The organism is Pseudomonas haemolytica, from assembly GCF_009659625.1.
GTDB classification, from domain to species: domain Bacteria; phylum Pseudomonadota; class Gammaproteobacteria; order Pseudomonadales; family Pseudomonadaceae; genus Aquipseudomonas; species Aquipseudomonas haemolytica.
Genome location: NZ_VOIW01000006.1, coordinates 162,567 through 187,910, shown reverse-complemented (window position 1 = coordinate 187,910; position 25,344 = coordinate 162,567). Strand labels below are relative to the sequence as shown.

20 protein-coding genes are annotated in these 25,344 nt (G+C 59.2%); 10 read left to right on the top strand and 10 right to left on the bottom strand.

Annotation, left to right across the window (positions count from 1 at the left end; all coding sequences use genetic code 11):
- The 5 genes from FRT59_RS20075 to gloB form a co-directional block, all read right to left on the bottom strand.
- Positions 1-1,074 carry a microcin C ABC transporter permease YejB gene (locus FRT59_RS20075; RefSeq protein WP_153838303.1) on the bottom strand — a complete coding sequence of 358 codons (1,074 nt, stop codon included), beginning with the start codon at positions 1,072-1,074 and terminating at the stop codon, positions 1-3.
- Positions 1,075-2,913, bottom strand: coding sequence for an extracellular solute-binding protein (locus tag FRT59_RS20070; protein ID WP_153872156.1), 1,839 nt, complete (start codon positions 2,911-2,913; stop codon positions 1,075-1,077).
- Positions 2,910-4,739, bottom strand: coding sequence for an extracellular solute-binding protein (locus FRT59_RS20065; protein WP_153872155.1), 1,830 nt, complete (start codon positions 4,737-4,739; stop codon positions 2,910-2,912). Before FRT59_RS20065 ends, FRT59_RS20070 begins: the two co-directional genes overlap by 4 nt.
- Positions 4,740-4,950: 211 nt before the next feature.
- A complete protein-coding gene (locus FRT59_RS20060) occupies positions 4,951-6,351 on the bottom strand; it encodes a transglycosylase SLT domain-containing protein (protein WP_153872154.1) in 1,401 nt (466 codons plus the stop codon).
- A 98-nt stretch (positions 6,352-6,449) separates the two neighbouring features.
- Positions 6,450-7,217 (bottom strand): hydroxyacylglutathione hydrolase, encoded by a 768-nt coding sequence (gene gloB, locus FRT59_RS20055; RefSeq protein WP_153872153.1) that lies wholly within the window; start codon positions 7,215-7,217, stop codon positions 6,450-6,452.
- Between the two features lie 65 nt (positions 7,218-7,282).
- On the opposite strand from gloB, the gene FRT59_RS20050 reads away from it, so the two are divergent.
- Positions 7,283-8,041: a class I SAM-dependent methyltransferase gene (locus FRT59_RS20050; protein WP_153838300.1), complete on the top strand. Its 759-nt coding sequence runs from the start codon at positions 7,283-7,285 to the stop codon at positions 8,039-8,041.
- An 84-nt stretch (positions 8,042-8,125) separates the two neighbouring features.
- A complete protein-coding gene (gene rnhA, locus FRT59_RS20045) occupies positions 8,126-8,578 on the top strand; it encodes a ribonuclease HI (RefSeq protein ID WP_003173571.1) in 453 nt (150 codons plus the stop codon).
- A 1-nt stretch (position 8,579) separates the two neighbouring features.
- On the opposite strand, the gene FRT59_RS20040 is transcribed toward rnhA, so the two are convergent.
- A complete protein-coding gene (locus FRT59_RS20040) occupies positions 8,580-9,530 on the bottom strand; it encodes a glycerophosphodiester phosphodiesterase family protein (protein ID WP_153872152.1) in 951 nt (316 codons plus the stop codon).
- A gap of 133 nt (positions 9,531-9,663) precedes the next feature.
- Here FRT59_RS20040 and FRT59_RS20035 point away from each other — a divergent pair, with 133 nt between their 5' ends.
- The 6 genes from FRT59_RS20035 to FRT59_RS20010 all read left to right on the top strand — a co-directional run bounded on the left by FRT59_RS20035 (position 9,664) and on the right by FRT59_RS20010 (position 16,433).
- Complete coding sequence (locus tag FRT59_RS20035) at positions 9,664-10,578, top strand: helix-turn-helix domain-containing protein (protein ID WP_080752969.1); 915 nt, start codon at positions 9,664-9,666, stop codon at positions 10,576-10,578.
- A 139-nt stretch (positions 10,579-10,717) separates the two neighbouring features.
- Entirely contained in the window at positions 10,718-11,821 is a 1,104-nt protein-coding gene (locus FRT59_RS20030; protein ID WP_153872151.1) for an NAD(P)-dependent alcohol dehydrogenase, read from the top strand.
- Between the two features lie 104 nt (positions 11,822-11,925).
- Positions 11,926-12,498 carry a nuclear transport factor 2 family protein gene (locus FRT59_RS20025; protein ID WP_034119360.1) on the top strand — a complete coding sequence of 191 codons (573 nt, stop codon included), beginning with the start codon at positions 11,926-11,928 and terminating at the stop codon, positions 12,496-12,498.
- 212 nt (positions 12,499-12,710) lie between these two features.
- Entirely contained in the window at positions 12,711-13,451 is a 741-nt protein-coding gene (gene dnaQ, locus FRT59_RS20020) for a DNA polymerase III subunit epsilon (protein WP_198809844.1), read from the top strand.
- Between the two features lie 136 nt (positions 13,452-13,587).
- On the top strand, positions 13,588-15,843 hold the full coding sequence (locus FRT59_RS20015) for an Orn/Lys/Arg family decarboxylase (protein ID WP_153872150.1): 2,256 nt from the start codon (positions 13,588-13,590) through the stop codon (positions 15,841-15,843).
- An 8-nt stretch (positions 15,844-15,851) separates the two neighbouring features.
- A complete protein-coding gene (locus FRT59_RS20010; RefSeq protein ID WP_080752968.1) occupies positions 15,852-16,433 on the top strand; it encodes a GNAT family N-acetyltransferase in 582 nt (193 codons plus the stop codon).
- A 51-nt stretch (positions 16,434-16,484) separates the two neighbouring features.
- Here FRT59_RS20010 and FRT59_RS20005 read toward each other — a convergent pair whose 3' ends face one another.
- Entirely contained in the window at positions 16,485-20,702 is a 4,218-nt protein-coding gene (locus tag FRT59_RS20005) for a glycosyltransferase (protein ID WP_153872149.1), read from the bottom strand.
- 141 nt (positions 20,703-20,843) lie between these two features.
- Positions 20,844-21,761 carry a LysR substrate-binding domain-containing protein gene (locus FRT59_RS20000; protein ID WP_153872148.1) on the bottom strand — a complete coding sequence of 306 codons (918 nt, stop codon included), beginning with the start codon at positions 21,759-21,761 and terminating at the stop codon, positions 20,844-20,846.
- A 183-nt stretch (positions 21,762-21,944) separates the two neighbouring features.
- Here FRT59_RS20000 and FRT59_RS19995 point away from each other — a divergent pair, with 183 nt between their 5' ends.
- On the top strand, positions 21,945-22,283 hold the full coding sequence (locus FRT59_RS19995; RefSeq protein WP_034119354.1) for a hypothetical protein: 339 nt from the start codon (positions 21,945-21,947) through the stop codon (positions 22,281-22,283).
- A gap of 62 nt (positions 22,284-22,345) precedes the next feature.
- Here the strand turns inward: FRT59_RS19995 and FRT59_RS19990 are convergent, their stop codons facing one another.
- On the bottom strand, positions 22,346-22,579 hold the full coding sequence (locus tag FRT59_RS19990) for a hypothetical protein (protein WP_153872147.1): 234 nt from the start codon (positions 22,577-22,579) through the stop codon (positions 22,346-22,348).
- Between the two features lie 227 nt (positions 22,580-22,806).
- On the opposite strand from FRT59_RS19990, the gene FRT59_RS19985 reads away from it, so the two are divergent.
- Positions 22,807-23,364, top strand: a complete 558-nt coding sequence (locus FRT59_RS19985) for an NADPH-dependent FMN reductase (protein WP_153872146.1) — start codon at positions 22,807-22,809, stop codon at positions 23,362-23,364.
- Between the two features lie 52 nt (positions 23,365-23,416).
- Here the strand turns inward: FRT59_RS19985 and poxB are convergent, their stop codons facing one another.
- Positions 23,417-25,141, bottom strand: a complete 1,725-nt coding sequence (poxB, locus tag FRT59_RS19980) for a ubiquinone-dependent pyruvate dehydrogenase (protein ID WP_153872145.1) — start codon at positions 25,139-25,141, stop codon at positions 23,417-23,419.
- Positions 25,142-25,344: the final 203 nt, after the last annotated feature.

Below are 25,344 nucleotides of genomic sequence, written 5' to 3'. Positions count from 1 at the left end.
TCAATGCTCCCGGCTGGCAAAGTCGATACGCGGATCGACCAGGGTATAGGTGAGGTCACCGATCAATTTCACGACCAGCCCCAGCAGGGTGAAGATAAACAGCGTGCCGAACACCACCGGGTAGTCGCGGTTGATCGCTGCTTCAAAGCTCATCAGGCCCAGGCCGTCGAGGGAGAAGATCACTTCCACCAGCAACGAGCCGGTAAAGAAGATGCCGATGAAGGCCGAAGGGAAACCGGCAATCACCAGCAGCATGGCGTTGCGGAACACATGGCCGTAGAGCACGCGGCGGTTGGTCAGGCCCTTGGCCTTGGCGGTGACCACATACTGTTTGTTGATTTCGTCGAGAAAACTGTTCTTGGTCAGCAGGGTCATGGTCGCGAAGTTACCGATCACCAGTGCGGTGACGGGCAGGGCCAGGTGCCAGAAGTAATCGAGGATCTTGCCGCTCCAGCTCAACTCGTCGAAGTTGTTGGAGGTCAGCCCGCGCAGGGGGAACCAGTCCAGGTAACTGCCACCGGCAAACACCACGATCAGCAGGATCGCAAACAGGAACGCGGGGATCGCATAGCCGACGATGATGGCCGAGCTGGTCCATACATCGAAGTGGCTACCGTGGCGCGTGGCCTTGGCGATCCCCAGGGGGATCGACACCAGGTACATGATCAGGGTGCTCCATAACCCGAGGGAGATGGACACCGGCATCTTCTCCTTGATCAAGTCGATGACCTTGGCGTCACGGAAAAAACTGTCGCCGAAATCCAGCTGGGCGTAATTCTTGACCATGATCCACAAGCGTTCCGGCGCCGATTTGTCGAAGCCGTACATCTTTTCGATTTCCTTGATCAACGCCGGGTCCAGGCCTTGGGCACCACGGTAGCTGGAACCGGCCACCGCGACCTCGGCCCCGCCACCGGCGATGCGGCTGGTGGCGCCGTCGAAGCCTTCGAGCTTGGCGATCATCTGCTCCACCGGGCCACCGGGGGCGGCCTGGATGATGACGAAGTTGATCAGCAGGATCCCGAACAGCGTGGGGATGATCAGCAACAGGCGGCGAACTATATAGGCCAGCATTTAATCGCCTCCGCTTGCCGTATCGGCGTTTTGCGTGGTGTCCAGGGAGACCGCCGGTTTGACGTCGGGTTTGGCCCACCAGGTGGCCGTGCCTACGTCGTAGCGGGGCGAGATCTTGGGGTGGCCCAAGTGGTCCCAGTACGCCACGCGGAAGGTCTTGATGTGCCAGTTGGGAATCACGTAGTAACCAAACTGGAGTACGCGGTCCAGCGCCCGGGCGTGGGCAATCAGGCTCTGGCGCGAGCCGGCGTCGATCAGCTCTTCCACCAACTGGTCGACGGCAGGGTCCTTGAGGCCCATGTAGTTGCGGCTGCCGGGCTTGTCGGCGCTGGAGGATTTCCAGAATTCGCGCTGCTCGTTACCGGGTGAAGTGGATTGCGGAAAGCTGCCCACCAACATGTCGAAGTCCCGCGAGCGCAGGCGATTGATGAACTGTGAGACATCCACCCGACGAATCACCAGGTCGATGCCCAGGTCCGCCAGGTTGCGCTTGAACGGCAGCAGGATGCGCTCGAACTCGGTCTGGGCCAGCAGGAACTCGATGGTCACTGGCTTGCCGGTGGTGTCGACCATCTTGTCGTCGACGATCTTCCAGCCAGCCTCCTGCAGCAGTTGGTAGGCTTCGCGCTGCTGGGTGCGGATCATGCCGCTGCCGTCGGTGCGGGACGGTTCGAACGCCTGGGTGAAGACTTCGGCAGGGATCTTGTCACGCAGCGGCTCAAGGATCGCCAGTTCATCCGGCCCAGGCAAGCCGGTGGCGGCCATTTCCGAGTTCTCGAAGTAGCTGCGGGTGCGGGTGTAGGCGCCGTTGAATAGCTGCTTGTTGCTCCATTCGAAATCCAGCAACAGGCTGATGGCCTTGCGCACCCGTACATCCTGGAACATCGGCTTGCGTGTGTTGAACACAAAGCCCTGCATGCCGGTGGGGTTGCCGTTGGGGATTTCTTCCTTGATCAGGCGGCCCTGGGTCACTGCCGGAATGTTGTAGGCATTGGCCCAGTTCTTCGCGCTGAATTCCAGCCAGTAGTCGAACTGCCCAGCCTTCAAGGCTTCGAGGGATACGGTGCTGTCGCGGTAGTAATCGGTGATGCGGGTATCGAAATTGTAGAACCCCTTGGTCACCGGCAGGTCCTTGGCCCAATAGTCCTTGACCCGCTCGTAGCGAATCATGCGTCCGGGCTTGACCTCAGCCACCTGGTACGGCCCGCTGCCCAGGGGGATCTCCAGGTTGCCCTTGGAAAAGTCGCGGCTCGCCCACCAGTGCTTGGGCAGTACCGGCAACTGCCCGAGAATCAGCGGCAATTCACGGTTGTTGGTGCGCTTGAACTTGAACAGCACGCGCAGCGGGTCTTCGGCCACCACCTCATCGACGTCGGCGTAGTAGGTGCGATAGAGCGGCGTTCCGTCCTTGATCAGGGTCTGGAAGGTGAACACCACGTCTTCGGCACGGATCGGGTGGCCATCGTGGAAGCGCGCTTCGGGGCGCAGGTAGAAACGCACCCAACTGTTGTCCGGGGCTTTTTCGATTTTGCCGGCCACCAGGCCGTATTCGGTGATGGGTTCATCCAGGCTCTGCATGGCCAGGGTGTCGTAGATCAGCGGCAGGTTGTCCGCTGGCACGCCCTTGCTGATGTAAGGGTTGAGGCTATCGAAGCCGCCCATGGCCGATTCACGGAAGGTGCCGCCCTTGGGGGCGTCGGGATTGACGTAGTCGAAATGCTTGAAGTCGGCGGGGTATTTGGGCGGCTCGTTGTAGAGGGTCAGCGCATGTTGCGGGGCGGCTTGCGCCGCGGTGCACAGCAACAGGCTGGCGAGCAAAGCAGTACGCAAAGACATCATTGGGCTTTCTCCGAAGCTTTCAGCCACCACGCGCTCAAGCCCAGGCTATAGGGCGGCGTGGTGACGAAGGCGAACCGGTTACGGTACGCCAGGCGATGATAGTTGAGGTACCAGTTGGGAATGCTGTAGTGCTGCCACAGCAGCACACGGTCCAGGGCACGGCCGGCGGCCAGTTGTTCTTCGCGGGTCTGCGCCGCCAGCAGTTGATCCAGCAGGTGATCGACCACTGGGTTGGCGATACCGGCGTAATTCTTGCTGCCCTTGATCGCCGCCTGGCTGGAGTGGAAGTATTGCCACTGCTCAAGACCGGGGCTGAGGGTCTGGTTGAGGGTCATCAGAATCATGTCGAAATCGAATTGATCGAGGCGCTGTTTGTACTGTGCACGGTCGACGGTGCGCAAGCGCGCATCGATACCGATATGGCTCAGATTTTCGACATAAGGTTGCAGGATGCGCTCAAGGTTCGGGTTGACCAGCAGGATCTCCAGGCGCAGCGGTTGCCCGTCCTTGTCGAGCAGGCGCTGCCCCGACAGTTTCCAGCCGGCCTCACCGAGCAGGGCCAGTGCGCGGCGCAGGGTGTCGCGGGGGATGCCGCGACCATCGGTTTGCGGCAGGCTGAATGCTTGGGTGAACAGGGCCGCCGGCAATTGGTCGCGGTAGGGGGAAAGCATCAACCATTCATGCCCGGTCGGCAGGCCGCTGGCCGAGAATTCGCTGTTGGGGTAATAGCTCACGGAGCGTTTATAGGCGCTGCTGAACAGGGTGCGGTTGGTCCATTCAAAATCGAACATCAACCCCAGGGCCTCGCGCACCTTGGCCTGGCTGAAGGCCGGGCGACGGGTGTTCATGAACAAACCCTGGCTCTGGGTGGGAATCTGGTGGGCAATCTGTGCCTTGATCACATCGCCGCGATTGACTGCCGGGAAGTTGTAGCCGGTGGCCCAGTTCTTGGCCTGGTGCTCGATATAAATATCGAATTCGCCTGCCTTGAACGCTTCAAAGGCCACGTCGCTGTCGCGATAGAACTCCACTTCGACCTTGTCGTAGTTGTAGAAACCCTGGTTGACCGGCAGGTCCTTGCCCCAGTAATCCTTGACCCGTTCAAACACCAACTGCCGGCCAGGGGCGACCTTGGTGATGCGGTACGGCCCGCTGCCCAACGGCGATTCGAAGGTGGTGGCCTTGAAGTCGCGGTTCTTCCAGTAATGCTGGGGCAGCACCGGCAACTCGCCCAGGCGCAGGATCAACAACGGGTTGCCGGCGCGCTTGAATACAAAGCGAATGCGGTGGCGGTTGAGGATATCGACCCGGGCCACTTCCTGCAGGTTGGTGCGGTATTGCGGGTGACCATCTGTCAGCAGGGTGCGATAGGAAAACGCCACGTCATTGGCAGTGATCGGCTTGCCGTCGTGAAAGCGTGCCTCGGGGCGCAGGTTGAACACCACCCAACTGCGGTCCTCGCTGTATTCCACTGATTGGGCAATCAGCCCGTAGCTGGAGGTGGGTTCGTCGCCGGACGGCGCGTATTGGCCGGTGCCGACCATCAAGGGTTCGTTCAGCTCATTGACGCCGTATTGCAGGAAGTTGGCGGTGGAAACCGGGCTTGTGCCCTTGAAGGTGTAGGGATTGAGGGTGTCGAAGGTACCAAATGCCATGACCCGCAATGTCCCGCCTTTGGGCGCTGCAGGGTTTACCCAATCGTAATGGGTGAATTTGGCCGGGTACTTGAGTGAGCCGAACTGCGCGTAACCGTGGCTCTCGGTAATCGTCGCGTTCGCAGCAAAGCTCAAGGCCAGACTTATTAGTAGAAGGAGAGGACGCTTCAAGTCAGAGATCCGATCCAGGCGGCTTGGGCTTTATGATCGGTACAGTAACAGCTTGTTCCGGCTGGAAAAAGCCAGTTGGAGCGATGGCGATCCAATGTGGGAGGGGGCTTGCTCCCGATAGCGGCCTGTCAGCCAATACATAGGCTGACTGACCCACCGCTATCGGGAGCAAGCCCCCTCCCACATTAGCCTCCCGGTGTTCTTGAGGCCTTTATCTTGGCCCGGAAACCACCAGCATCTGCCCTGGCTTCAACGCCTGGCCGGTGCGTGGGTTCCAACGCTTGAGATGTTGCATCTCGACGTTGAAGCGCTTGGCGACCATGTACAGCGAGTCGCCTTTCTTGACCTTGTACTGCACCGGTTTTTTCACGGCGGCCTTGCGGGTGTCTTGCATCACCAGGGTCTGGCCGACCTTGAGTGCCTGGCCGTTGAGCTGGTTCCAGCGCTGCAGGTCATGCACATCGACCTTGTTGGCCTTGGCGATCAACGTGAGGTTGTCGCCACTGCGCACCTTGTAGCTGCGGGTACGCCCGGCAACCGCCTTGGTCTCGACTTCGTCGAACACCGGTTTTCTAGGGCGCATACTCAGCAATTCTTCCGGCTTCATCGTCGAAAGGGTACTGGTCAGCAGTTGTGCCTTGGAAGTCGGTACCAGCAAATGCTGGGGGCCGTCGAGGGTGGTGCGTTGTTTCAAGGCCGGGTTGAGCTGGAACAGTTCGTCTTCGTCGATCTCGGCCAGCGCGGCAACCCGTGACAGGTCCATGCTTTGCTTGACTTCAACCACTTCGAAGTACGGCGTGTTGGCAATCGGGTTCAGGTTGACGCCATAGGCCTCCGGCGCCAGCACCACCTGGGACAAGGCCAGGAACTTGGGCACATAGTCCTTGGTTTCCTGGGGCAGGGGCAGGTTCCAGTAATCGGTGGGCAGGCCGAGCTTTTCGTTGCGCTCGATCGCACGGCTCACCGTGCCTTCGCCGGCGTTATAGGCCGCCAGGGCCAGCAGCCAGTCGCCGTTGAACATGTCATGCAGGCGCGTGAGGTAGTCGAGGGCGGCGGTGGTGGAGGCGGTGATGTCGCGGCGGCCGTCGTAGGCGCGGGTCTGGCGCAGGTTGAAGTAGCGGCCGGTGGAGGGAATGAACTGCCACAAGCCGACCGCATCGCTGCGCGAATAGGCCATGGGGTTGTAGGCACTTTCAATCACTGGCAGCAGCGCCAGCTCCAGGGGCATGTTGCGTTCTTCAAGGCGTTCGACAATGTAATGAATGTAGAGGCTGCCGCGTTCCCCGGCATTCTCCAGGAAGGACGGGTTGCTGGCGAACCACAGGCGCTGTTGCTCGATGCGCGGGTTGACGCCTGCACCGTCCTGCAATTGAAAGCCCCGACGCATGCGTTCCCAGACATCCTGGGGCACTTCGGGGCTAGGCTTCTCTGATAGCCAAATAGGTTTTTGCTTGATCTTGGCAGCAAGATTGGGTTTGGGTTGCACGGTGGATTGTGCAGCGTAATTGGTCGATTGGCAGCCCGCCAGAGTTGCGGAAACAGCCACCGCCACGGCTTGAGCCAGGCGGGTCAATGCGTCTGAAGAAATGGATTTACGAATAGATGACGACATTGGCTGGAAGTAAGTTCCGGGCAAAAATGTCGGGCGATTCTAGAAAGCGCTTTGGTTCCGGTCAACCATTCAGAAATTACGTATCAGATTGCATCCTGTTAGAACGTATCTTTCCAAGCCCTCAAGCTAGCAAACACCTCGGCCCCAGAGCGGTTGTCGCGGCCATTCCGTTCGTCCGCTTTTTGTTTAACGGATGTTTCAGCGGTACGTAGGAAAGGGTTAGTGAGCTTTTCCAGCGCCAGGTTGGACGGCAGCGTCATTTTACCGTGGGCGCGCAGTTGGGCGACTTTTCCCACGCGTTCAGCGATGTCGAGGTTGTCCGGTTCCACCGCCTGGGCGAATCTGAGGTTACTTTGCGTGTACTCGTGGGTGCAGTAGATCAGCGTATCGTCAGGCAGTGCCGCGAGGCGTTCCAGGGAAGTGTACATCTGGTGTGGCGTGCCTTCGAACAGCCGGCCGCAACCGGCCGCGAACAAGGTGTCGCCACAGAACAACAGGCCATGGCGATAAAACGCGATATGGCCCAGGGTATGGCCGGGCACGGCGAACACCTCAAGCTCCCAGCCCAGCACGGTGATGCGGTCGTTATCGGCCAGGCCGATGTCTCGTGCCGGGATGTTCTCATTGGCCGGGCCATAGACCGTCGCGCCGCACACACGCTTGAGTTGTTCGACGCCGCCGACATGATCGTGGTGGTGATGGGTGACCAGAATGTCACTGAGCACCCACTCGGGGTGGTTCTCCAGCCAGGCCAGGACCGGCGTGGCGTCACCTGGGTCGATCACCGCGCAACGATGGCTGCGATGGTCTTGCAGCAACCATATGTAGTTATCGGTAAAGGCGGGCAGGGCACTGATCTGTATCATTGTTTGATTCGCCAAGCTGAACACATTGGTGCATCTTAGAACGTCTTGGCGAGTTGGAGAATGCAATGACCGATAAAGCGTTCGCCCAGGCCGATCCTGAGTGGCTGGCCCTGATCAGCGCGGCCCGCGAATGGTTGTCCGGGCCGATTGGGCAATTTCTGCTGGATGAAGAACGGCGCATGCTCGAAGACGAGCTGGGCCGCTTCTTTGGCGGCTACCTGGTGCATTACGGGCCCTCGGCCGAAACCCCGCCCTCGGCGCCGCAGGTGCAACGCAATGTACGCCTGGGTGCGCCGTTGCCAGGGGTGGAGATCGTCTGCGAGGAACAGGCCTGGCCCTTGAGCGAACACGCCGCCGATGTGGTGGTGTTGCAGCATGGCCTGGATTTCTGCCTGTCGCCCCATGGTCTGCTGCGCGAAGCCGCCAGCAGCGTGCGCCCTGGTGGCCATTTGCTGATTGTCGGTATCAACCCCTGGAGCAGTTGGGGCCTGCGCCGTGTGTTCGCCCATGACGGCCTGCGCCAGGCGCGCTGCATCTCGCCGTCGCGGGTGGGGGACTGGCTGAACCTGCTGGGCTTCGCGCTGGAGAAACGTCGCTTCGGGTGCTATCGTCCGCCGCTGGCGACGGCCAAGTGGCAGGGTCGCCTGGCCGGCTGGGAACGCCGAGCGGGTGCCTGGCAACTCGCGGGTGGCGGCTTCTATCTATTGGTAGCGCGCAAGATCGTGGTCGGGCTGCGGCCGGTGCGACAGGAGCTGCGCCAACCCATGGGCAAGCTGGTGCCGATGCCGATGGCCAAGGTCAACCGCAAGCAAAGCGAACCCTAAACCTCTTTTGATTTCAGGCCGGGCTGCTCGGCCTCGGGATACTGTCGGTCAATTACCGCCAGCCCGTTTTGATGGATGCAACCGATGACCGATAGCGTAGAACTCTTCACCGATGGCGCCTGCAAGGGCAACCCCGGCCCGGGCGGCTGGGGCGCCTTGCTGGTGTGCAAGGGTGTCGAGAAGGAACTGTGGGGCGGCGAAGCCAACACCACCAATAACCGCATGGAGCTGATGGGCGCCATTCGTGGCCTGGAAGAGCTCAAGCGGCGCTGCAACGTGCTGTTGGTGACCGACTCGCAATATGTGATGAAGGGCATCAACGAGTGGATGGTCAACTGGAAGAAGCGCGGCTGGAAGACGGCGGCCAAGGAGCCGGTCAAGAACGCCGACCTGTGGCAACTGCTTGATGAGCAATGCAACCGCCACGACATCACCTGGAAATGGGTACGGGGGCACATCGGCCACCCTGGCAACGAGCGCGCCGACCAGTTGGCCAACCGTGGCGTGGATGAAGTGCGCGGCTACAAGCAGAGCTGAGTCAGCGACACTGCAGCGGCCGTTCGAGCCGCTGCTTCATCGCCGCCATGGGGCGCGGCGAATCCACTAATACCGCATCGACCTTCAGGCACGCGGCGGCGCGATAATCCTCTTCACTGTTGACCGCAATTGCCAGAATGTTCGACTTGCCCCGCGACTGGAAGCAGCCAATAGCCTGGGGCGTCCACAGTCTTGCCGTCACCGATGAGCGCGCTTCACCCAGGGTGAAGGTTTCCACCAGTTCCACCTTGCGCTGATACTCAAACGCTACCCAACTTCCTGGCTGCGGCGCCGGTGTGCAGTTATGTGCCAGGGCGATGTTTGCCAGGCGTTCACGGGTCAGGTCCCTGGATTCGAACAGCCGGGCCTGAGGGTATTGGGCGAACGCTTGTTGGTAGCTGGCGTCGGTAGAGTAGATCAATACCCGGTCCCAGGCGTGGTTCTGCTCCAATACCCGGGCGACAGCGTGGGCCTGCGGTGCGGCCGGCAACGCCTTCATATCGAGGATGATTGGCGTTGTGGCCGGAATTACCGCCAGCGCCTGCTGCAACGAGGGCAGCGATACGGCCTGGGTCCGATAAGGATAGGTCACGCGGCCATCCGCTGCGGTTTGCTTGAACTGCCAACCCGCGTTGAGTTGTTGCAACTGCGCCCAGGTTTTTTCTGCCACCGTTCCTGCCCCCTGGGTATTGGCGCTCAGGTCGGCAGGCCGGTACAACACGGGCACTTCGTCACGACTCATTTGCACGGTAAGCCAGAGCATGTCGATGTGATTGCGCAAGGCATTCTCTACTGCCAGCAGGGTGTTTTCCGGGAAGTCGGCCGTACCACCCCGATGGGCCACGATCAGCGGCAGGTGCTCGCCTGATGAGCCCGGGGCTCGCTGGGTTGTGCAGCCGCCCAGCAGTAAAGTGGTGAGCAGCAGGGCTGTGGCATATTGGACGTTAATCATTGAGGGGCGTGCACTCGTAGCGGTGTCCGGCATACTGCCGGACAGGAAAATGATGTCTTGCCTGGCCTGTCTGATAGACGAATGACACCATTATTTAATGAATACCTGACTGAATACTACTCGGGAGCGCGGGATGTCCTCTTCACCTCATGCCGATGTCCAGGCGTTTCTTGACGAAGCGGTAGAGAGCGAGCCAGAAGGACTGACTTATACCCCAGCGCGGATTTCGCACATGATCCGCCGAGAGCTTCCACCCTGGGGCGCTATTGAATGTGTGCAGGTGGCGCATCGCCCTCACCGCTTTGAAATGCGCCGCCAGTACCATCAGTTTGTGCTGTATCGGCAGGGCTCGGTCAGTGATGGTGAAGTCAGCATCGATGGCTTACGACTGGCTGGGCCGCGTGCGCTGGACCAGTTCATTGACTTTATTCCGGCAGGCTCCTTATTTGAAGGTTGGACGGGAGAGCGTGCCAGGGTGGGTTATGTGCTGGTGTCGGTAGACGAAGATCAATTGGCGAAAGCCTGCCCAAGCTATCGCGTGCAAGCGGATCTCAAGCCGCTGATCAGTTGTCATGATGGGTTCCTGCGAGGTTTGCTGGAGCGGTTGGATCAAGTGGTCCGCCGCGGCAGGACCGAGACCTTGTACCTGGAAACCCTGGTCATGCTGTTGATGCAAGAGGTGTGTTCACTGCAACAACTGCCGCCGGTCGCGCCGGTCAATACCGGTGAACTGGGGATGGCGCAGCGCCAGCGTTTGACCGACTACATCGAGGCGTCACTGGCCAATGAAGTGCGCCTGGCCGACTTGTCGAACATCGTCAACCTTAGCCCATACCATTTCTCTCGGGTATTCCGGCGCACGTTCGGCATGTCTCCGTACCAGTACCTGCTGCTGTGTCGGGTCAACCGGGCCAAGCACTTGATCAGCACCACTGACCGCAGCCTGCTGGATATTGCCCTGGAAACCGGGTTTGCCGGTGCCAGCCAGTTCTCTCGCGCGTTCCGGCGGATTGTCGGGCAGCCCCCCAGTGAATTGCGTCAGCCCTAGACGCCGTTCATTGCGCAATAAGCGTCAACACATCAGCAAGTAAGGCAAAGCAACCTGTGGAACTGCTCGTTAATCTGGCTTCAACAGTTGGTTATTCCGGTAACCACTATTAAGCCACTGATATTGCGAGAGAAACCCAATGAGAATCCTGGCTGCTGTGACTGAAGGCAAAGACCCGCTGTTTGATGTGTGCCCGTTGCAGCTGGACACTCCGCGCAGCGGTGAGGTGCGGGTCAAAATTATTGCAACCGGTATCTGCCATACCGACCTTGCCGTGCGTGACCGCCAGATTTCGGTGGCAATGCCTGTGGTGCTCGGGCATGAAGGGGCCGGTATCGTCGAGCAGGTCGGGCCGGGCGTCAGCCATGTACAGGTGGGTGACAAGGTCATCCTGTCCCTGGGCTTCTGCGGTCAGTGCGGTCATTGCGCCAGTGGGTTGCCAACCTACTGCGACGAACATTTTGACTACAACTGGAAAGCCTCTCGTGCCGATGGCTCGGTGGCACTGCATGACAACGGGCGGCCTGTGCATAGTCACTTTTTCGGCCAGTCTTCATTCGCCAATTACGCGGTGGTCAGCGCAAGTAGTCTGGTCAAGGTTGCGGATGATGCGCCACTGGAGTTTCTGGGGCCTTTTGCCTGCGGCGTGATGACGGGGGCCGGCGCAGTCATGAACACCCTCAAGCCAGCACCCGGCACCGCCATCGCCGTCTTCGGCATGGGCGCAGTCGGCCTGAGTGCAGTGATGGCGGCTCAGGTGATGGGTTGCACTCCGATCATCGCCATAGACACACAAGCTTCACGCCTGGCGGTGGCCAGAAAAATGGGCGCGACGCAGCTGATTGACGCGAGCCAGAGCGACGCGGCGCAGCAAATCATGGCCCTGACCGGTGGTCGGGGCGTGAAATACGCAGTCGAATGCGCTGGCCATGTCGGCGTGATGGCGAGCGCCGTCAGCGTCTTGGAGGAGGGCGGTGAGGCTGTGCTGACTGGGGTGGTCGCCCCCGGAACCCAACTGTCCCTGGATGTCATGCAACTGATCCGCGGCCGAGTGGTACGCGGCAGCATCATGGGGGACGCGGCGCCTTCAGTGTTCCTGCCTCGGCTGGTGGAATTGTTTAAACAGGGACGTTTCCCGGTGGACAAAATGATCCGCTTCTACGACCTGGAACATATCAATCAAGCTATCGCCGATATCCATTCCGGCGAAACCATCAAGGCTGTCCTGCGCATGCCCCATTGAGTTAACCCTCCCCGCAGGTGCGGTCAGGCCATCACCGCATCGGCGACGCCGTGCGCGCAGTAAAACCGTATCAACCCGTCAATCAAGCAAGTGAGGTAGTAAACATGATGAGTCTTCGTGGATGGTTATTGGGCCTGTTGGTCACCACGGCAGCCTTTGCCGCCAGCGTTAATGCTCAACCCAAAGCAGCAATCAAGGAGCGGGATGGCTTCTTCTATTTGTCGCCGGGGTACACCAAGGCCGACGTGGCGGACTTTTACTGGCGCAGCCTGGACGGCTGGTCGGAGCATCCCGCCGAAATGGCTAAGTATTATGCGCAGGACGGCGTTTACGAGCTGACCTACGCGCCGGTCCGCGATTTCCCGAATGCCGGTTTCAAGCGCGCGAACAAGGGCCGTCAGGAGATGACTGATTACTTCACTAACTTCAGTAAGCAAATGGGTCATTTGAAGTACAGCGATCCCAAGACCTGGACCCTGCTTGAGACCACCGAAAAAGGCACATACGTATTTGAATACACCAGCGATGGCGTGATTCGCTCCAGTGGCAAGCCTTACCACCAGACCTTCATCGCCATCTTGCGTATGGCCAAGGACGGGCAGATCCAGTCCGTGCGCGAGTACTGGGACCCCTACGTAGCCTTGCGGGATTTTGGCCTGATCAAGAAAGCCCAGTGATCGCTGCCGACAGGCCCAGAATCGCACGGGCGAATGGCTCGCTCGTGCTTTCATCGAGTGGGAGGCAAACTCAAGCAAGTTTGCTCAACCTTGTTAAAAACGCTCGGGCGCCCACCCTCGGTTTTGCGCCATGGGGTGCTTCGGTTATAGAGCATGCTAATATCCCGCCCCTTGAACTGTACCGAACCGTTGAGAGCTGAACCCTGATGGCCATCCGATCTGTTGTACTCGATACCGAAACCACCGGCATGCCGGTGACCGATGGTCACCGGATCATCGAAATCGGCTGTGTCGAACTGATGGGGCGCCGTCTGACCGGTCGTCACTTCCACGTCTACCTGCAACCTGATCGGGACAGTGACGAGGGCGCGATCGGTGTCCACGGTATTACCGACGAATTCCTCAAGGGCAAGCCGCGCTTTGCCGAAGTGGCCGATGAGTTCTTCGAGTTCATCAACGGCGCCCAGTTGATCATCCATAACGCGGCGTTCGACATCGGCTTCATCAATAACGAGTTTGCCCTGATGGGGCAGACGGACCGTGCGGACATCTCCCAGCACTGCACGATCCTCGACACCTTGATGATGGCCCGCGAGCGTCACCCGGGCCAGCGCAACAGCCTTGATGCTTTGTGCAAACGCTATGGCGTCGATAACTCCGGCCGTGAACTCCACGGCGCCTTGCTCGACTCCGAGATCCTGGCCGACGTTTACCTGACCATGACCGGTGGGCAGACCAGCCTTTCCCTGGCCGGTAATGCCTCCGATGGTACTGGTTCGGCGGAAGGTTCTGGCAACCGACCTTCGGAAATCCGTCGTCTGCCGGCTGATCGCAAGCCGACGCCGATCATCCGTGCCAGCGAGCAGGATCTGGCCGAGCATGCGGCGCGGTTGGAAGCGATTGCCAAGTCGGCCGGTGCGCCGGCGTTGTGGGCTCAGTTGACCCAACAATAGCCCTGGCTCAATACAGTAAAAAATGTGGGAGCGGCTTGCTCCCACAGTTGATCTGCATGGCCTGCAAAATCTTCATTCGCCACATTCGCTCCCAGCTTCTACCCTTGAGTGCAAAGCCTCCGGAGTAAGAGCGCTCATGTACAAAGACCTGAAATTCCCCATCTTGATCGTGCACCGTGACATCAAGGCCGACACCGTTGCCGGCGACCGGGTTCGAGGCATCGCCAGGGAGTTGGAACAAGAGGGCTTCAGTATCTTTTCTGCCGTGGACTACGCCGAAGGGCGGCTGGTGGCCTCCACCCATCACGGTTTGGCGTGCATGCTGATCGCCGCAGAAGGTGCTGGAGAAAACACCCATCTGCTGCAAAACATGGTTGAGCTGATCCGCCTGGCGCGGGTGAGGGCGCCCAACCTGCCGATCTTTGCGTTGGGCGAGCAAGTCACCCTGGAAAATGCCCCCGCCGACGCCATGAGCGAGCTCAACCAACTGCGCGGGATTCTTTATCTGTTCGAAGACACCGTGCCGTTTCTGGCGCGCCAGGTCGCTCGCGCTGCACGCACCTACCTGGACGGTTTGCTGCCGCCGTTCTTCAAGGCGTTGGTGCAACACACCGCCGACTCCAATTATTCCTGGCACACCCCCGGCCATGGCGGTGGCGTGGCCTATCGCAAAAGTCCGGTGGGGCAGGCGTTTCACCAGTTCTTCGGGGAAAATACCCTGCGCTCGGACTTGTCTGTTTCGGTTCCCGAACTGGGCTCGCTGCTCGATCACACTGGCCCCTTGGCCGAAGCCGAAGCCAGGGCCGCCCGCAACTTTGGCGCCGACCATACGTTCTTCGTGATCAATGGCACGTCCACCGCCAACAAGATCGTCTGGCATTCCATGGTCGGCCGCGACGACCTGGTGCTGGTGGACCGCAATTGCCACAAGTCAGTGTTGCACTCGATCATCATGACCGGCGCGATTCCGTTGTACCTGTGCCCGGAGCGCAACGAGCTGGGGATCATCGGCCCGATTCCCCTGAGCGAATTCAGCCCCGAGTCGATCCGCGCCAAAATCGACGCCAGCCCCCTGACCCGTGGCCGGCCGCCAAAAGTGAAGCTGGCGGTGGTGACCAACTCCACCTACGACGGCCTGTGCTACAACGCCGAGCTGATCAAGCAGCAACTGGGCAACAGTGTCGAGGTGCTGCACTTTGACGAAGCCTGGTACGCCTACGCTGCTTTCCACGAGTTCTTCGCCGGGCGCTACGGCATGGGCACCTCGCGCACCCCAGACAGCCCCTTGGTGTTCACCACACACAGTACGCACAAGTTGCTGGCGGCATTCAGCCAGGCGTCGATGATCCATGTACAGGACGGCGGCGCACGGCAACTGGACCGTGATCGGTTCAACGAAGCCTTCATGATGCACATATCGACCTCGCCGCAATACAGCATCATCGCCTCGCTGGATGTCGCCTCGGCGATGATGGAAGGCCCGGCCGGGCGTTCGCTGCTGCAAGAAATGTTCGACGAGGCCCTGAGTTTTCGCCGCGCCTTGGCCAACTTGCGCCAGCATATTGCCGCTGAAGATTGGTGGTTTTCCATCTGGCAGCCGCCCTCGGTTGCTGGCATCGATCGGGTGGCCACGGCGGATTGGCTGTTGCACCCTGGGGATGAGTGGCACGGCTTTGGCGACGTTGCCGAAGACTACGTGCTGCTGGACCCGATCAAGGTCACGCTGGTAATGCCGGGCCTCAACGCAGGTGGCGCCCTTAGCGATCGCGGAATTCCTGCTGCGGTGGTCAGCAAGTTCCTCTGGGAGCGCGGCCTGGTGGTGGAAAAGACCGGACTGTATTCTTTCCTCGTGCTGTTCTCCATGGGTATTACCAAAGGCAAATGGAGCACCTTGCTCACCGAGTTGCTGGAGTTCAAGCGCAGTTACGATGCCAATGTCAGCCTCGCCAGTTGCTTGCCATCGGTGTATGCCCAAGGGCCGGCGCGTTATCAAGGCATGGGCCTGCGTGACCTTTGCGACCAATTGCATAGCTGCTACCGTAGTAACGCCACCGCCAAGCACCTCAAGCGCATGTACACGGTGTTGCCGGAAATTGCGATGAAGCCCGCCGATGCCTACGACCAGTTGGTGAGGGGCGAGGTGGAAGCGGTGTCTATTGATGCCTTGCCAGGGCGCGTTGCAGCCGTGATGCTGGTGCCTTATCCGCCGGGTATTCCATTGATCATGCCTGGCGAGCGTTTTACCGAGTCAACGCGCTCGATCATCGACTACCTGGCGTTTGCCCGTACGTTCGATAGCAGTTTCCCCGGTTTTCTCGCGGATGTTCACGGGCTGCAACACGAAGATGACGGCAGTGGCCGTTGTTACACCGTCGATTGCATCAAGGGTTAAGGATGTTTATGCAAGCTGTAATGAACCCGAAGTATCCAGGGCTCAGCGTGCGGGTCGCCGACGAAGGTTTCGACGCCTATGTATGGGGCAATGATTTCAGTTTTGAGGTCAGCGTCTACGGTGTACCTCAGATGGGCCAGCGCGTTGATCAATGGCCTGTGGAGCGCGTGCTGCCGTACCGCAAGTGTTATGGCATCGACCCGGAAGAGTTCGCCAGCTTTCGCAATGCCACCGACAGCGCGATCTTCATGGCCTACCTGGATGACCGCGCGGTGGGGCATATCGTGGTCAGCACCAACTGGAACGGTTTTGCCCACGTTGACGAGTTGGCCGTGGTGTTACCCGCGCGACGCCATGGCGTCGCCAAGGCGCTGCTGGATGTGGCGCAGTTCTGGGCCCGCAAGAAAAACTTGCCGGGCATGATGCTGGAAACCCAGAACAACAACCTCGGTGCCTGCCGCCTGTATGAGCGTTGCGGGTATGTGATGGGCGGGATAGACCAACTGCGTTATCGCGGGATTGATCCGCAAACCCGCGAAGTGGCGATCTTCTGGTATCGGTTGTTCAAGACCGAGCAGGACGCGACTTGAACGTTACTGACAGGCAACGTTTCAAGCCGCGCCGGGCTGCTGGCGGTGAGGCTACGCGCCGAGCCACGAGTGCTCGGCACCCACTTCAATCTTTAGTTGCTCACGGAACGCCCTGTAGTGGTCCTTGGCTTCCTTCAGCGTTTCTGAAAGCCCGTCGGGCTCCATAAGGCCTTTGTCCGCAAAATACTGGCGAGTTTGGTTTTCCAGGTTGAACCGTTCGCCGAGGGTGCGTTTTCCATTAACCATGACCAAGTCCTTGGGCATTCCATCAAAGCCTGCGTCGTAGATGTCAGGTCGCTTGGATTTTAAAACGTCGTTAAACATGGTTGGGCCCACTGTTTCAAAAACCTTGCCTTCGTAGGTCAGAAAATCCTGGGTATAAGTGAATGTGCCGTTGGCGTCCCGGTCGATGGTCGGGCGATTGGCCTCAAAGTAGGGTTTGTTTTCGAGAAAACGGCGATTCTGCTCGGCGATCATTTGAGTGACGACCGGGTTGTCCGCCTGGGTGGCGAAGTTGCTTGTATTGTAGAAAAGCTTGTAGTCGGTGACTGGGTGTGCGACCGGCTGGCTGACCATGATATCCCCGTCGCCAGCGTTCAGGCCTGCCGATCCGACAGACCCTTTGATCACGTCATCTGTGTCCAGATAGATACCTCCATATTTATTCATCAGCGGGTAGCGTGCGACGTCCGAGGCGGCGGCGAGGTTCTGGCCCTGACCTTTGCGGAAGTATGAATACATGTCGGTGGTCTTCAACGACTGGAAAAAGTCTTCTTCGTGCAGATTCATGACAGTGACACCGGGTGCGTCTTTTTCCAGCTTCAGTTTCATGGCCTGGAACAGCTCCGGGGTATCGGCATCGATGTGCACAATAGACTTGAACCCAGGGGTTTTCTCGGCGTTGTTCGCGATTTTGGCTACTAGCTTGTCGGGTATTTCGCCGCCAGCCCAGAAATAGTGAATGTCTTTGGGTAATGGCCTGACATTTTTGGGCTTGTGCAATATGGCGGGCGTGGCCGCTTCGATGAATCTGAATTGGTGCGACTCTATCTTCTTGGCTTTCATGAACTCATCAAGCGGTCCCTTCTGCCATGTGTTCTTTGCACTTCGCCAGAAATAAACCTTGTATTTGCCGCCTTGGCCCCAGGCACCTACCTGTGTGTCGAAAGTTGCGACATGGTTCATGCCATCGTATTTGATTGTGTAGGGATACGAAGGGGGGGTGCCTAATTTGACGTCGTCCACCGGCACAACGTAGGTGTCATCGTTGAGCTTCCACGCCGGCGGAGTTTGCCCGCCGATTAAACGATTGGCTGTGGCCGAAAGCTCCCAACCGTTGCTGCCCAGGTCCTTGACGGCAAGGTCGGGGTGGCCTGTGTTCGGGTGCTGGATAACACGCTGGCCATCCTTGAGTTTGGACTGATAGTGCCTGCCGTCGATTTTTATATATTCTTTGTTGCCCGGCCCCATATAGACATTGGCCTGCAAGCCTTTTACCTGCAGCAGGTCAGGCGAGATATTGTCCGCGTAGTCCTGCAGCGCGGATGGGTTGAGCACTTTGAGTTCATCGGCGTTCGCGACCACGTGGGGCTTGAACTCCTTCAACAGCGCACCGTAGGGCAGCCCCTTTGCCACGTCATAGTCGTGCCAGTTGCCGTTGCGAAATACGGCACCGGCTTCCTCGGTGCGATCAAGTGCTTTATAGGTGCCTACGGCAACCACACCCTGCTGCTTGCCCGCTACTTTAAGCACCTCGTAGCTGCCGCTGGCGCCCCTGAGCACATTCACTGCTGACCGCCCCTTGGACCAGACGAAGCGGCTGGCGCCTTTGAGCAAATCGCCCGTGCCACCCAGCGGGTTAAGCGCCTCGATCACGGCGCCGCCCAGGAATCGCGCTGCTTTTGTGGCGGTTTTCAGGCCGGTCACCCCCGTGGCAAGCACCTTGCCCGCCTGGGCAGCCTTACCGACGCCCAGTGTGACCAGGCCAACCACATCCAGGCCCAGGTCAAACAAGCCATCGCCGATGTTGCCCTTCATGAAATTGACAATTGCTGACCTGAAGGGAATCAGGTTGAGGAAAAAATTTCCGATTGCATCATCGGCGGCTGCGCTTTTGTCGTAGGAGGTCATGCCTTTGGCATGTTCAAGCAGGTCATCATTGTGCAGGTCGAGGGATTTGACGAATACTTTGGCGATGTAGTTCGTGCGTTCGGAATCGAATACTTGCGGTATTTGCGAGACCGTCGCCTTTTCCGTGGCCAGCTTGGTGTGCTCGTCTTCGAAAGGGTTGTACTGCACGGTTTTGTACAGCCTGTTGGCGTCTCTTCTTTCGAGTTTGTCGTAGGGCGGGGAGTACCGTTCGATGAGGAAGTTGTGCTTTGAAACAGTGCCGGTGCTGGTATCAATGCGATAGACGTTGACCTGACCGTCGCGAGTGGTCTTCACATCCAGTGTGTGACCTCGTTTGGTCAGGGTTTTCGTCCAGAAGTCGGTGCCTATTTTGTATTCGTTGGTATGGAAAAACTCGAGCTGGCCGTACTCGAAGTTCTGCTTGTCCTCTGGCGACAGGTTCGAGACGAGGTATCTGGCCAGGCCCGCGTGGCCTTTTTCCTGTTCCGCTATGGCTGCTTCGTAACGCTGGGTAAAAGCACTTGCTACCGTGAGTTTGCCGTTTGCGGATTTATCGCAGAATTCAACAATAGGAATCCGCTTGTCTTCGGTCACCCAATGTTCTTTCTCGCCTAGCTTGACCTTGTCACCTTGCATGACGATATCCAGCATCGAGTGGTCGCCGGGGAAGCGGCCGGGTCGCCCTGGGTTCAACCAGACTTTGCGAATGTTTTTTGCCTTGAAGACACTGTCCGGCACTCCCGGGAACTCTTCTCGCAGCAACTCGAGCGCCATTGTTTCACGGCTGGGAATGGACACTGCAAGCGCTGTGGACGTGGCTTGCAAGGCGCTTTGTTGGGCATTGAAGGCGGCTTGCACCGCCTGCATTTCCATCGGGGTATGCGCCGTGTCGCCGGCTTTCAATAGTCCATGGACGACCCCCCAATTACTCAAGGCGTCGTGCTGGATACGCTTGAGGAGCGGTGCGCCGACATCGACGTCCTCGGCGGCGGCGAGCACCTCGCTATAGCTCATTGTAAGCACGCGCCCTGGCGATTGGGCCTCAAGCTTGGCCACCGCGATTGCCAGCTGTGCCCATGGGATGCTGCCGTAAGTCACGTTGGGCGGTATGTCCTTGACCCGGTATTCAGGCGCAACCCGTGCCAGCAGCATGCGGGCTGCAAGGTCGGCCGATTGCAAGGTGGCTCGCCCCTGGGCTACCAGATGGCGGCTCAAGCCGTCAATCACCTGCGCAGCCGGCTTATTCCAGTATTGCCGCTGCCCTAGGTCAAAGCCGGCGACGCTGTTGCGAGCCGGGGTGCCCAGGGATTCCGGGTCCAGGCCCAGATGGATCGCTGCCAGCAAGTAGTCATTGCTGCTGGCATTTGTCGCAATGCCGCCCAACTGGGTTTGTATAGCCTGCCCCAATGCCTGGGCCTTGGCCGAGCCCAGCAGCGTTTCTACTGTGGAGCTGGAGTATTTGAAGTCATCGTTGGACAAGGTTGCCGCTGACAGCAGATAGCCAAGTACCCCTTTTTGCCTGTCGGCCAGTGGAAGTCCGGGCAATGTCGAGCCGGGAGCATTGAGCAGGTCGACAATGGCTTGTTTGTCCTGCGTTGCCAGCGGAGTCGGCCATGACAGCGCCCCGCTGAAATTACCCAGGGGGTGGGTGTGGACTTGCTGTATCGCACGCTGATACAGCGTGAGCAACTCTTCCAGGGTTTTAGGGACGTTCAAGCCACTGCCGCTGAGGAAGGTGTGAAGCTTGACCACGCTCGTTGGGGTCAGATTGTGTTTTTCGTAATAGTCGGAGAGTTCACAGACCGGCACTGAAAGGCTGGCCAGTTGTGCTGCCAGTTGTGTCTCAAGGCGGCTTTGCTGTTCGCTGGACACTTCACCCGGGAAAGCATTGGTCAGTTCTTCAAGGAGCGGGCGCAATTTTGCAGCCAGCTCTTTCCAGTTGCAGTGTTCAGCAAAGGCCTTTTTAAGGGCTGCAGGGTTGTCGAGCTCGTCGGGGCCAGGGTCGTTGGCCGAGACTTCGGGCCGGTTGTTGACGGGCTGGGGTTGCAGCTCGCCGAGAGCGGTGGCGGCCGATGGAGCGTCAGCCTGGCTCAGGGCCGTGACAGACAGGCGGGCAAGCGCGTGATGAAGGTTATTCATGGGAACCGTTCCTTAGTTTCAGATTCGTCCGATAGGAAGCGGCGTGGCGCTTCCTTCAGCGATTGGGTGTAGAAAACTTCGGACGAGGTTCCCGGCGCACCAGTACCGGATGTGTCAGAAAAGCTCGACTGAGGGGGAGCCTTAAGGTGCTGGCGTGCCCAGCGAAGCGCCGGCCAGCAAGGCTTCGGCTTTGTGCATGACAATCTCCAGCAGCGCGTTCAGCGCCGGCGTGGCTGCTGCGTCCTTCAAAGTCAGTGCGTAAAGGATGACAGGGATGGGAGGGGATAACGGGCAGCTATCCAGCCCCGATTCCCGCGCGCCGGCTGCAGTGAAAGGGTCGACAATCGCCAGCCCTTCGCCGGCTTCCACCATGCTGCGCATCATCTGGTAGGTCTGCACCCGCGTTTGCACCACCGGCAGCGGGCGCAAGGCTTGCAGCTTGGCGTCCAGCAGGCGGCTGAGTGGGTCATGGCCCTCAAGCCCGATCATCGACTGACCGGCCAGGTCTTGCAGCGCAAGGTACTTCTGCTTGGGTTTGAGCCAGCCATGGGGGGCGAGCAATTGCAATTTGCCCTGGGCCAGTACGCTGCTTTGGAGTTGGGGGTGTTCCGGGTCATGCAGGCTCAGGCCCACATCGGCTTCGTGCAGCAGTAGGCTCCTGACGATTTCCCGGGTTGGCTGGCTAGACAGATTGCACGGTGTATCCTGAAAACGCCGGCGCAGCGTGGCGATGCTTTGTGGTAACAGTTGATTGGCCAGGGGCGGGGTACACAGTGCGCGCAGGGTGGGGGCGTGATGGTGTTTCAAACGGCTGGCCAGTCGCTGCACGGGCTCAAGGGCCTCGTACAGTCGGGCGATGTGCGTCTGCAACTCCAGAGTCTCCCGCGTCGCTTGCAAGCGCCCGCGCACACTGGCAAACAGCATGAAACCCAACTGCAACTCGGCATCCTTGAGGGTGGCGTCTACCTCGCCCACGGAGAGTTGCAACCATTCGGCGGCCGTGCCGAGGTGTCCGGTCTGCAAGATGGCCTGAATCACTTCGATATGACGTAAACGCATGGCCGGAGTCTATGTGCAGCGCGACGGGGATTCAATGGTGCAAGGCATCGTGCGCAAAAAAGACTGCACGGGTCGCCCTGGCCTATGGCGTTCGGCCGCGACCTCACTAGAATGGCGCATCTGATCAGCAACGACCGCTGCCGGTTTTCCGGTACTTAAAACAAAAAACAGGTCTGGTCTCACATGCCTCCACCCTCGATGTTCTTCGGGGTAACGGCCAAGCAGCTTCTGGTCCTCGTGACCGTGGGGTGCGTGGCGGCTTACCTCTTCAATGATCACGCTGAACACACGCCGGAAAACCGCATACCGGAAGCGTTTATCCGTTCCCAGGAACAGGTGGGCGAACAGGTAGGCGCGGTGTTGGGCGTCACCTTGATCAGGCAAGTAGAGGCATACCCTGCGTACAACGCGTCGGGTTACACGCGTTCGATGTACGCGGTGGAGGGTGAGCGAGGAAAACTGCTGGTGACGCTCAAGCAAGATGGGCAAGGTATTGTGGTGACTGAGATCCGCAGCCCCTGATCCCCTGCCCAGTCAACGCCAGCAATGGCCAGGACTGAGCGGGTCGATAAGGCGGGATCTTGTTACGCGGGGATGGTTTGCGATTCGCGGACGATGATAGTCCCCGACTGGATCAGTTTGAATTCATCGCCTTCCAGTTTTTCTACACGGTCGCCAATGGCCAGCTTGTAGGTGGTGGTGGGCGTCGAGCCAGCCAGGTCGCCTTGCGCCGGGTTGGATTCCTGGAACTCATGCACCGAATACACGCGGCCTTCCGCGTCTCTGGCATGGAACTGTCCGACTAGTACTGCTGCCATCTGTTTAGAACCTCTGGAGATAAACACTCGATTTGCGGTTCTGTAGACCGTCAGTGAGCGGGGTAGTTTACCTATAAGAAAAAAATACTATTCGTTTAAAATTTCAGACATTTCCCACGCCTATGAATGCGCGTCAAACCCCTGCGGCGTTATCAAATCCTGCTGGTGTGCGTGGCGCGAAATCTCTATAACTACAAGCTCCTTTATTCAGAAGTCGGGAAACCTCAATGAGCAAGGTCTACACGATTGCCGTCCTGGTGGGCAGCTTGAGAAAAGAGTCGATCAACCGCAAGGTCGCCCTGGCCTTGGCCGAACTGGCCCCCGCCAATCTCAAGTTGAACATTGTAGAAATCGGCGACTTGCCGCTCTACAACGAGGACATTGACGGGCCAACACCGCCAGCAGCCTACAGTACTTTCCGTAAACAGGTGAGTTCATCCGACGCGGTGCTGTTCGTGACCCCCGAATACAACCGCTCCGTGCCGGCGCCGTTGAAGAATGCCATCGACGTAGGTTCGCGCCCTTACGGGCAAAGCGTCTGGAGCGCCAAGCCGGGGGCGATCATCAGCGTGTCGCCGGGTGCCATTGGCGGTTTTGGCGCCAACCATCACCTGCGCCAGTCCCTGGTATTCCTGGATGTATGGTGCATGCAGCAGCCGGAAGCTTATTTGGGCGCAGCGGGCAGTGTGTTCGATGAGGCGGGGAAGGTGTCGGAAAGGTCCAAGCCATTCCTGCAGGCATTCATCGATGCCTACGGCAAATGGGTCGAAAAACAGTCGGCTTGATTTGGCAAGGAGATTCAATGTGGGAGCAGGCAAGCCCGCTCCCACAGGAGGATTATCGCAGCCAGTTGGTTCGCGCCAACTCAATCACTTCATCCCCGCGCCCGCTCATCACGGCTTTGAGCATATACAGGCTGAACCCCTTGGCCTGCTCCAGCTTGATGCTCGGCGGCATCACCAGCTCTTGAGTGGCGGTCACCACGTCTACCAGCACCGGGCCGTCATGAGCCAGGGCGCGGCGCAAGGCCGGTTCGAGGTCTTCGGATTGCTCCACGCGAATCCCCAGGATGCCCATGGCATTGGACATGGCCGCGAAGTCCGGGTTTTTCAGCTCGGTGCCGGTGTCGAGGTAGCCTGCAGCCTTCATCTCCATGGCGACAAACCCCAGGGACGAGTTATTGAACACAATGAGTTTCACCGGCAGATTCAGTTGCGCCAGTGAAATGAAGTCCCCCATCAACATGGTGAAGCCGCCGTCGCCAGACATCGAAATCACCTGGCGGCCAGGGAATGCCGCCTGGGCGCCAATGGCCTGGGGCATGGCGTTGGCCATCGAGCCGTGGTTGAACGAGCCGATCAGTCGGCGCTTGCCGTTCATCTTCAAGTAACGCGCAGCCCACACCGTAGGGGAGCCGACGTCGGCGGTGAAGATCGCATCATCGTCGGCCAGCTCGCTGAGCAAGCGTGCCACGTATTGGGGATGGATCGGTCGGTTGGTCTTGGACGGTTGGGCCAGGTCATCCAGACCTTGGCGGGCTTTTTCGTAGTGCTTCAACGAGGTATCGAGGAAGCTGCGATCGGTCTTGCGCGTCAGACGCGGCAGCAGCGCATCGATGGTTTCACTGACATCGGCGGCGATGCCCAGGTCCAGCGTCGCACGGCGCCCCAGGGCCTGCGGATCGCGGTCCACTTGGATGATCTTGGCGTCGGTCGGATAGAACTGGCGATAGGGGAAGTCGGTACCGAGCATGATCAAGGTGTCGCAATCGAGCATGGCGTGGTAACCAGAGCTGAAACCGATCAGGCCGGTCATGCCAACGTCGAACGGGTTATCCCATTCCACATGCTCCTTGCCCCGCAGCGCATGCACCACTGGCGCGCCGAGGGCGTCGGCCAACGCCACTACCTGGTCGTGGGCACCGGCACAGCCGCTGCCGCACAGCAGGGTGACCTTCTGGCTGTCCTGGAGGATCTCGGTGAGGCGTTGCAGGTCCTGTTCCGCCGGCAAGGTGCGCGGCGCGTGCAAGGCCGGCCAAGGCTTGAGCTTGTCTTCCACTTCCAGCAGCGACACATCCCCCGGGATCACCACCACCGCCACGCCGCGATTGAGGATCGCCGAACGCATGGCACGGTGCAGCACTTGGGGCATTTGCTCGGGGTTGCTCACCAACTCGATAAAATGGCTGCATTCCTTGAACAGTTCCTGGGGATGGGTTTCCTGGAAATAGTTAAGGCCGATCTCCGAGGACGGAATTTGCGCAGCAATCGCCAGCACCGGCACATGGTTGCGATGGCAGTCGAACAAACCATTGATCAAATGCAGGTTGCCCGGCCCACAACTGCCGGCACACACCGTCAATTCACCGGTGGCGGCGGCTTCGGCACCGGCGGCAAAGGCGGCGACTTCTTCGTGGCGTACGTGCATCCACTCGATGCTGTCCATGCTGCGCAGAGCGTCGGTCAGGCCATTGAGGCTGTCGCCGGTCAGGCCCCAGATGCGCTTGATGCCCGCCTGTTCAAGGGTGGTCGCCAGTTGCTGGGCCAGGTTGATTTTCGCCATGAAGAACTCCAATCGTCAGTGAGGTTAAAAACTGCTGATCAATAGGGGACAGTTCGATCACGGCGGATGTTCACCGTTTAGTGTGAAGATTGCGTCATGGAGGCAAGGTATCGCCCACATAAATCAAGTGCTGACGCTCTCATGAAGAAAGCTTGCGAAAACAAAACACCCTGCGAAAGCGTAGCCTTCGCAGGGTGTTGGAG

What these genes read in the sequence shown, in the direction of transcription:
- FRT59_RS20000 (WP_153872148.1), bottom strand. Translation starts at nt 21,761, where the DNA reads ATGCGTTTACGTCATATCGAAGTGATTCAGGCCATCTTGCAGACCGGA.
- FRT59_RS20030 (WP_153872151.1), top strand. Translation starts at nt 10,718, where the DNA reads ATGAGAATCCTGGCTGCTGTGACTGAAGGCAAAGACCCGCTGTTTGAT.
- FRT59_RS20035 (WP_080752969.1), top strand. Translation starts at nt 9,664, where the DNA reads ATGTCCTCTTCACCTCATGCCGATGTCCAGGCGTTTCTTGACGAAGCG.
- poxB (WP_153872145.1), bottom strand. Translation starts at nt 25,141, where the DNA reads ATGGCGAAAATCAACCTGGCCCAGCAACTGGCGACCACCCTTGAACAG.
- rnhA (WP_003173571.1), top strand. Translation starts at nt 8,126, where the DNA reads ATGACCGATAGCGTAGAACTCTTCACCGATGGCGCCTGCAAGGGCAAC.
- gloB (WP_153872153.1), bottom strand. Translation starts at nt 7,217, where the DNA reads ATGATACAGATCAGTGCCCTGCCCGCCTTTACCGATAACTACATATGG.
- FRT59_RS20025 (WP_034119360.1), top strand. Translation starts at nt 11,926, where the DNA reads ATGATGAGTCTTCGTGGATGGTTATTGGGCCTGTTGGTCACCACGGCA.
- FRT59_RS20075 (WP_153838303.1), bottom strand. Translation starts at nt 1,074, where the DNA reads ATGCTGGCCTATATAGTTCGCCGCCTGTTGCTGATCATCCCCACGCTG.
- FRT59_RS19995 (WP_034119354.1), top strand. Translation starts at nt 21,945, where the DNA reads ATGCCTCCACCCTCGATGTTCTTCGGGGTAACGGCCAAGCAGCTTCTG.
- FRT59_RS19990 (WP_153872147.1), bottom strand. Translation starts at nt 22,579, where the DNA reads ATGGCAGCAGTACTAGTCGGACAGTTCCATGCCAGAGACGCGGAAGGC.
- FRT59_RS20015 (WP_153872150.1), top strand. Translation starts at nt 13,588, where the DNA reads ATGTACAAAGACCTGAAATTCCCCATCTTGATCGTGCACCGTGACATC.
- FRT59_RS20050 (WP_153838300.1), top strand. Translation starts at nt 7,283, where the DNA reads ATGACCGATAAAGCGTTCGCCCAGGCCGATCCTGAGTGGCTGGCCCTG.
- FRT59_RS20005 (WP_153872149.1), bottom strand. Translation starts at nt 20,702, where the DNA reads ATGAATAACCTTCATCACGCGCTTGCCCGCCTGTCTGTCACGGCCCTG.
- FRT59_RS20070 (WP_153872156.1), bottom strand. Translation starts at nt 2,913, where the DNA reads ATGATGTCTTTGCGTACTGCTTTGCTCGCCAGCCTGTTGCTGTGCACC.
- FRT59_RS20010 (WP_080752968.1), top strand. Translation starts at nt 15,852, where the DNA reads ATGCAAGCTGTAATGAACCCGAAGTATCCAGGGCTCAGCGTGCGGGTC.
- FRT59_RS19985 (WP_153872146.1), top strand. Translation starts at nt 22,807, where the DNA reads ATGAGCAAGGTCTACACGATTGCCGTCCTGGTGGGCAGCTTGAGAAAA.
- FRT59_RS20060 (WP_153872154.1), bottom strand. Translation starts at nt 6,351, where the DNA reads ATGTCGTCATCTATTCGTAAATCCATTTCTTCAGACGCATTGACCCGC.
- FRT59_RS20040 (WP_153872152.1), bottom strand. Translation starts at nt 9,530, where the DNA reads ATGATTAACGTCCAATATGCCACAGCCCTGCTGCTCACCACTTTACTG.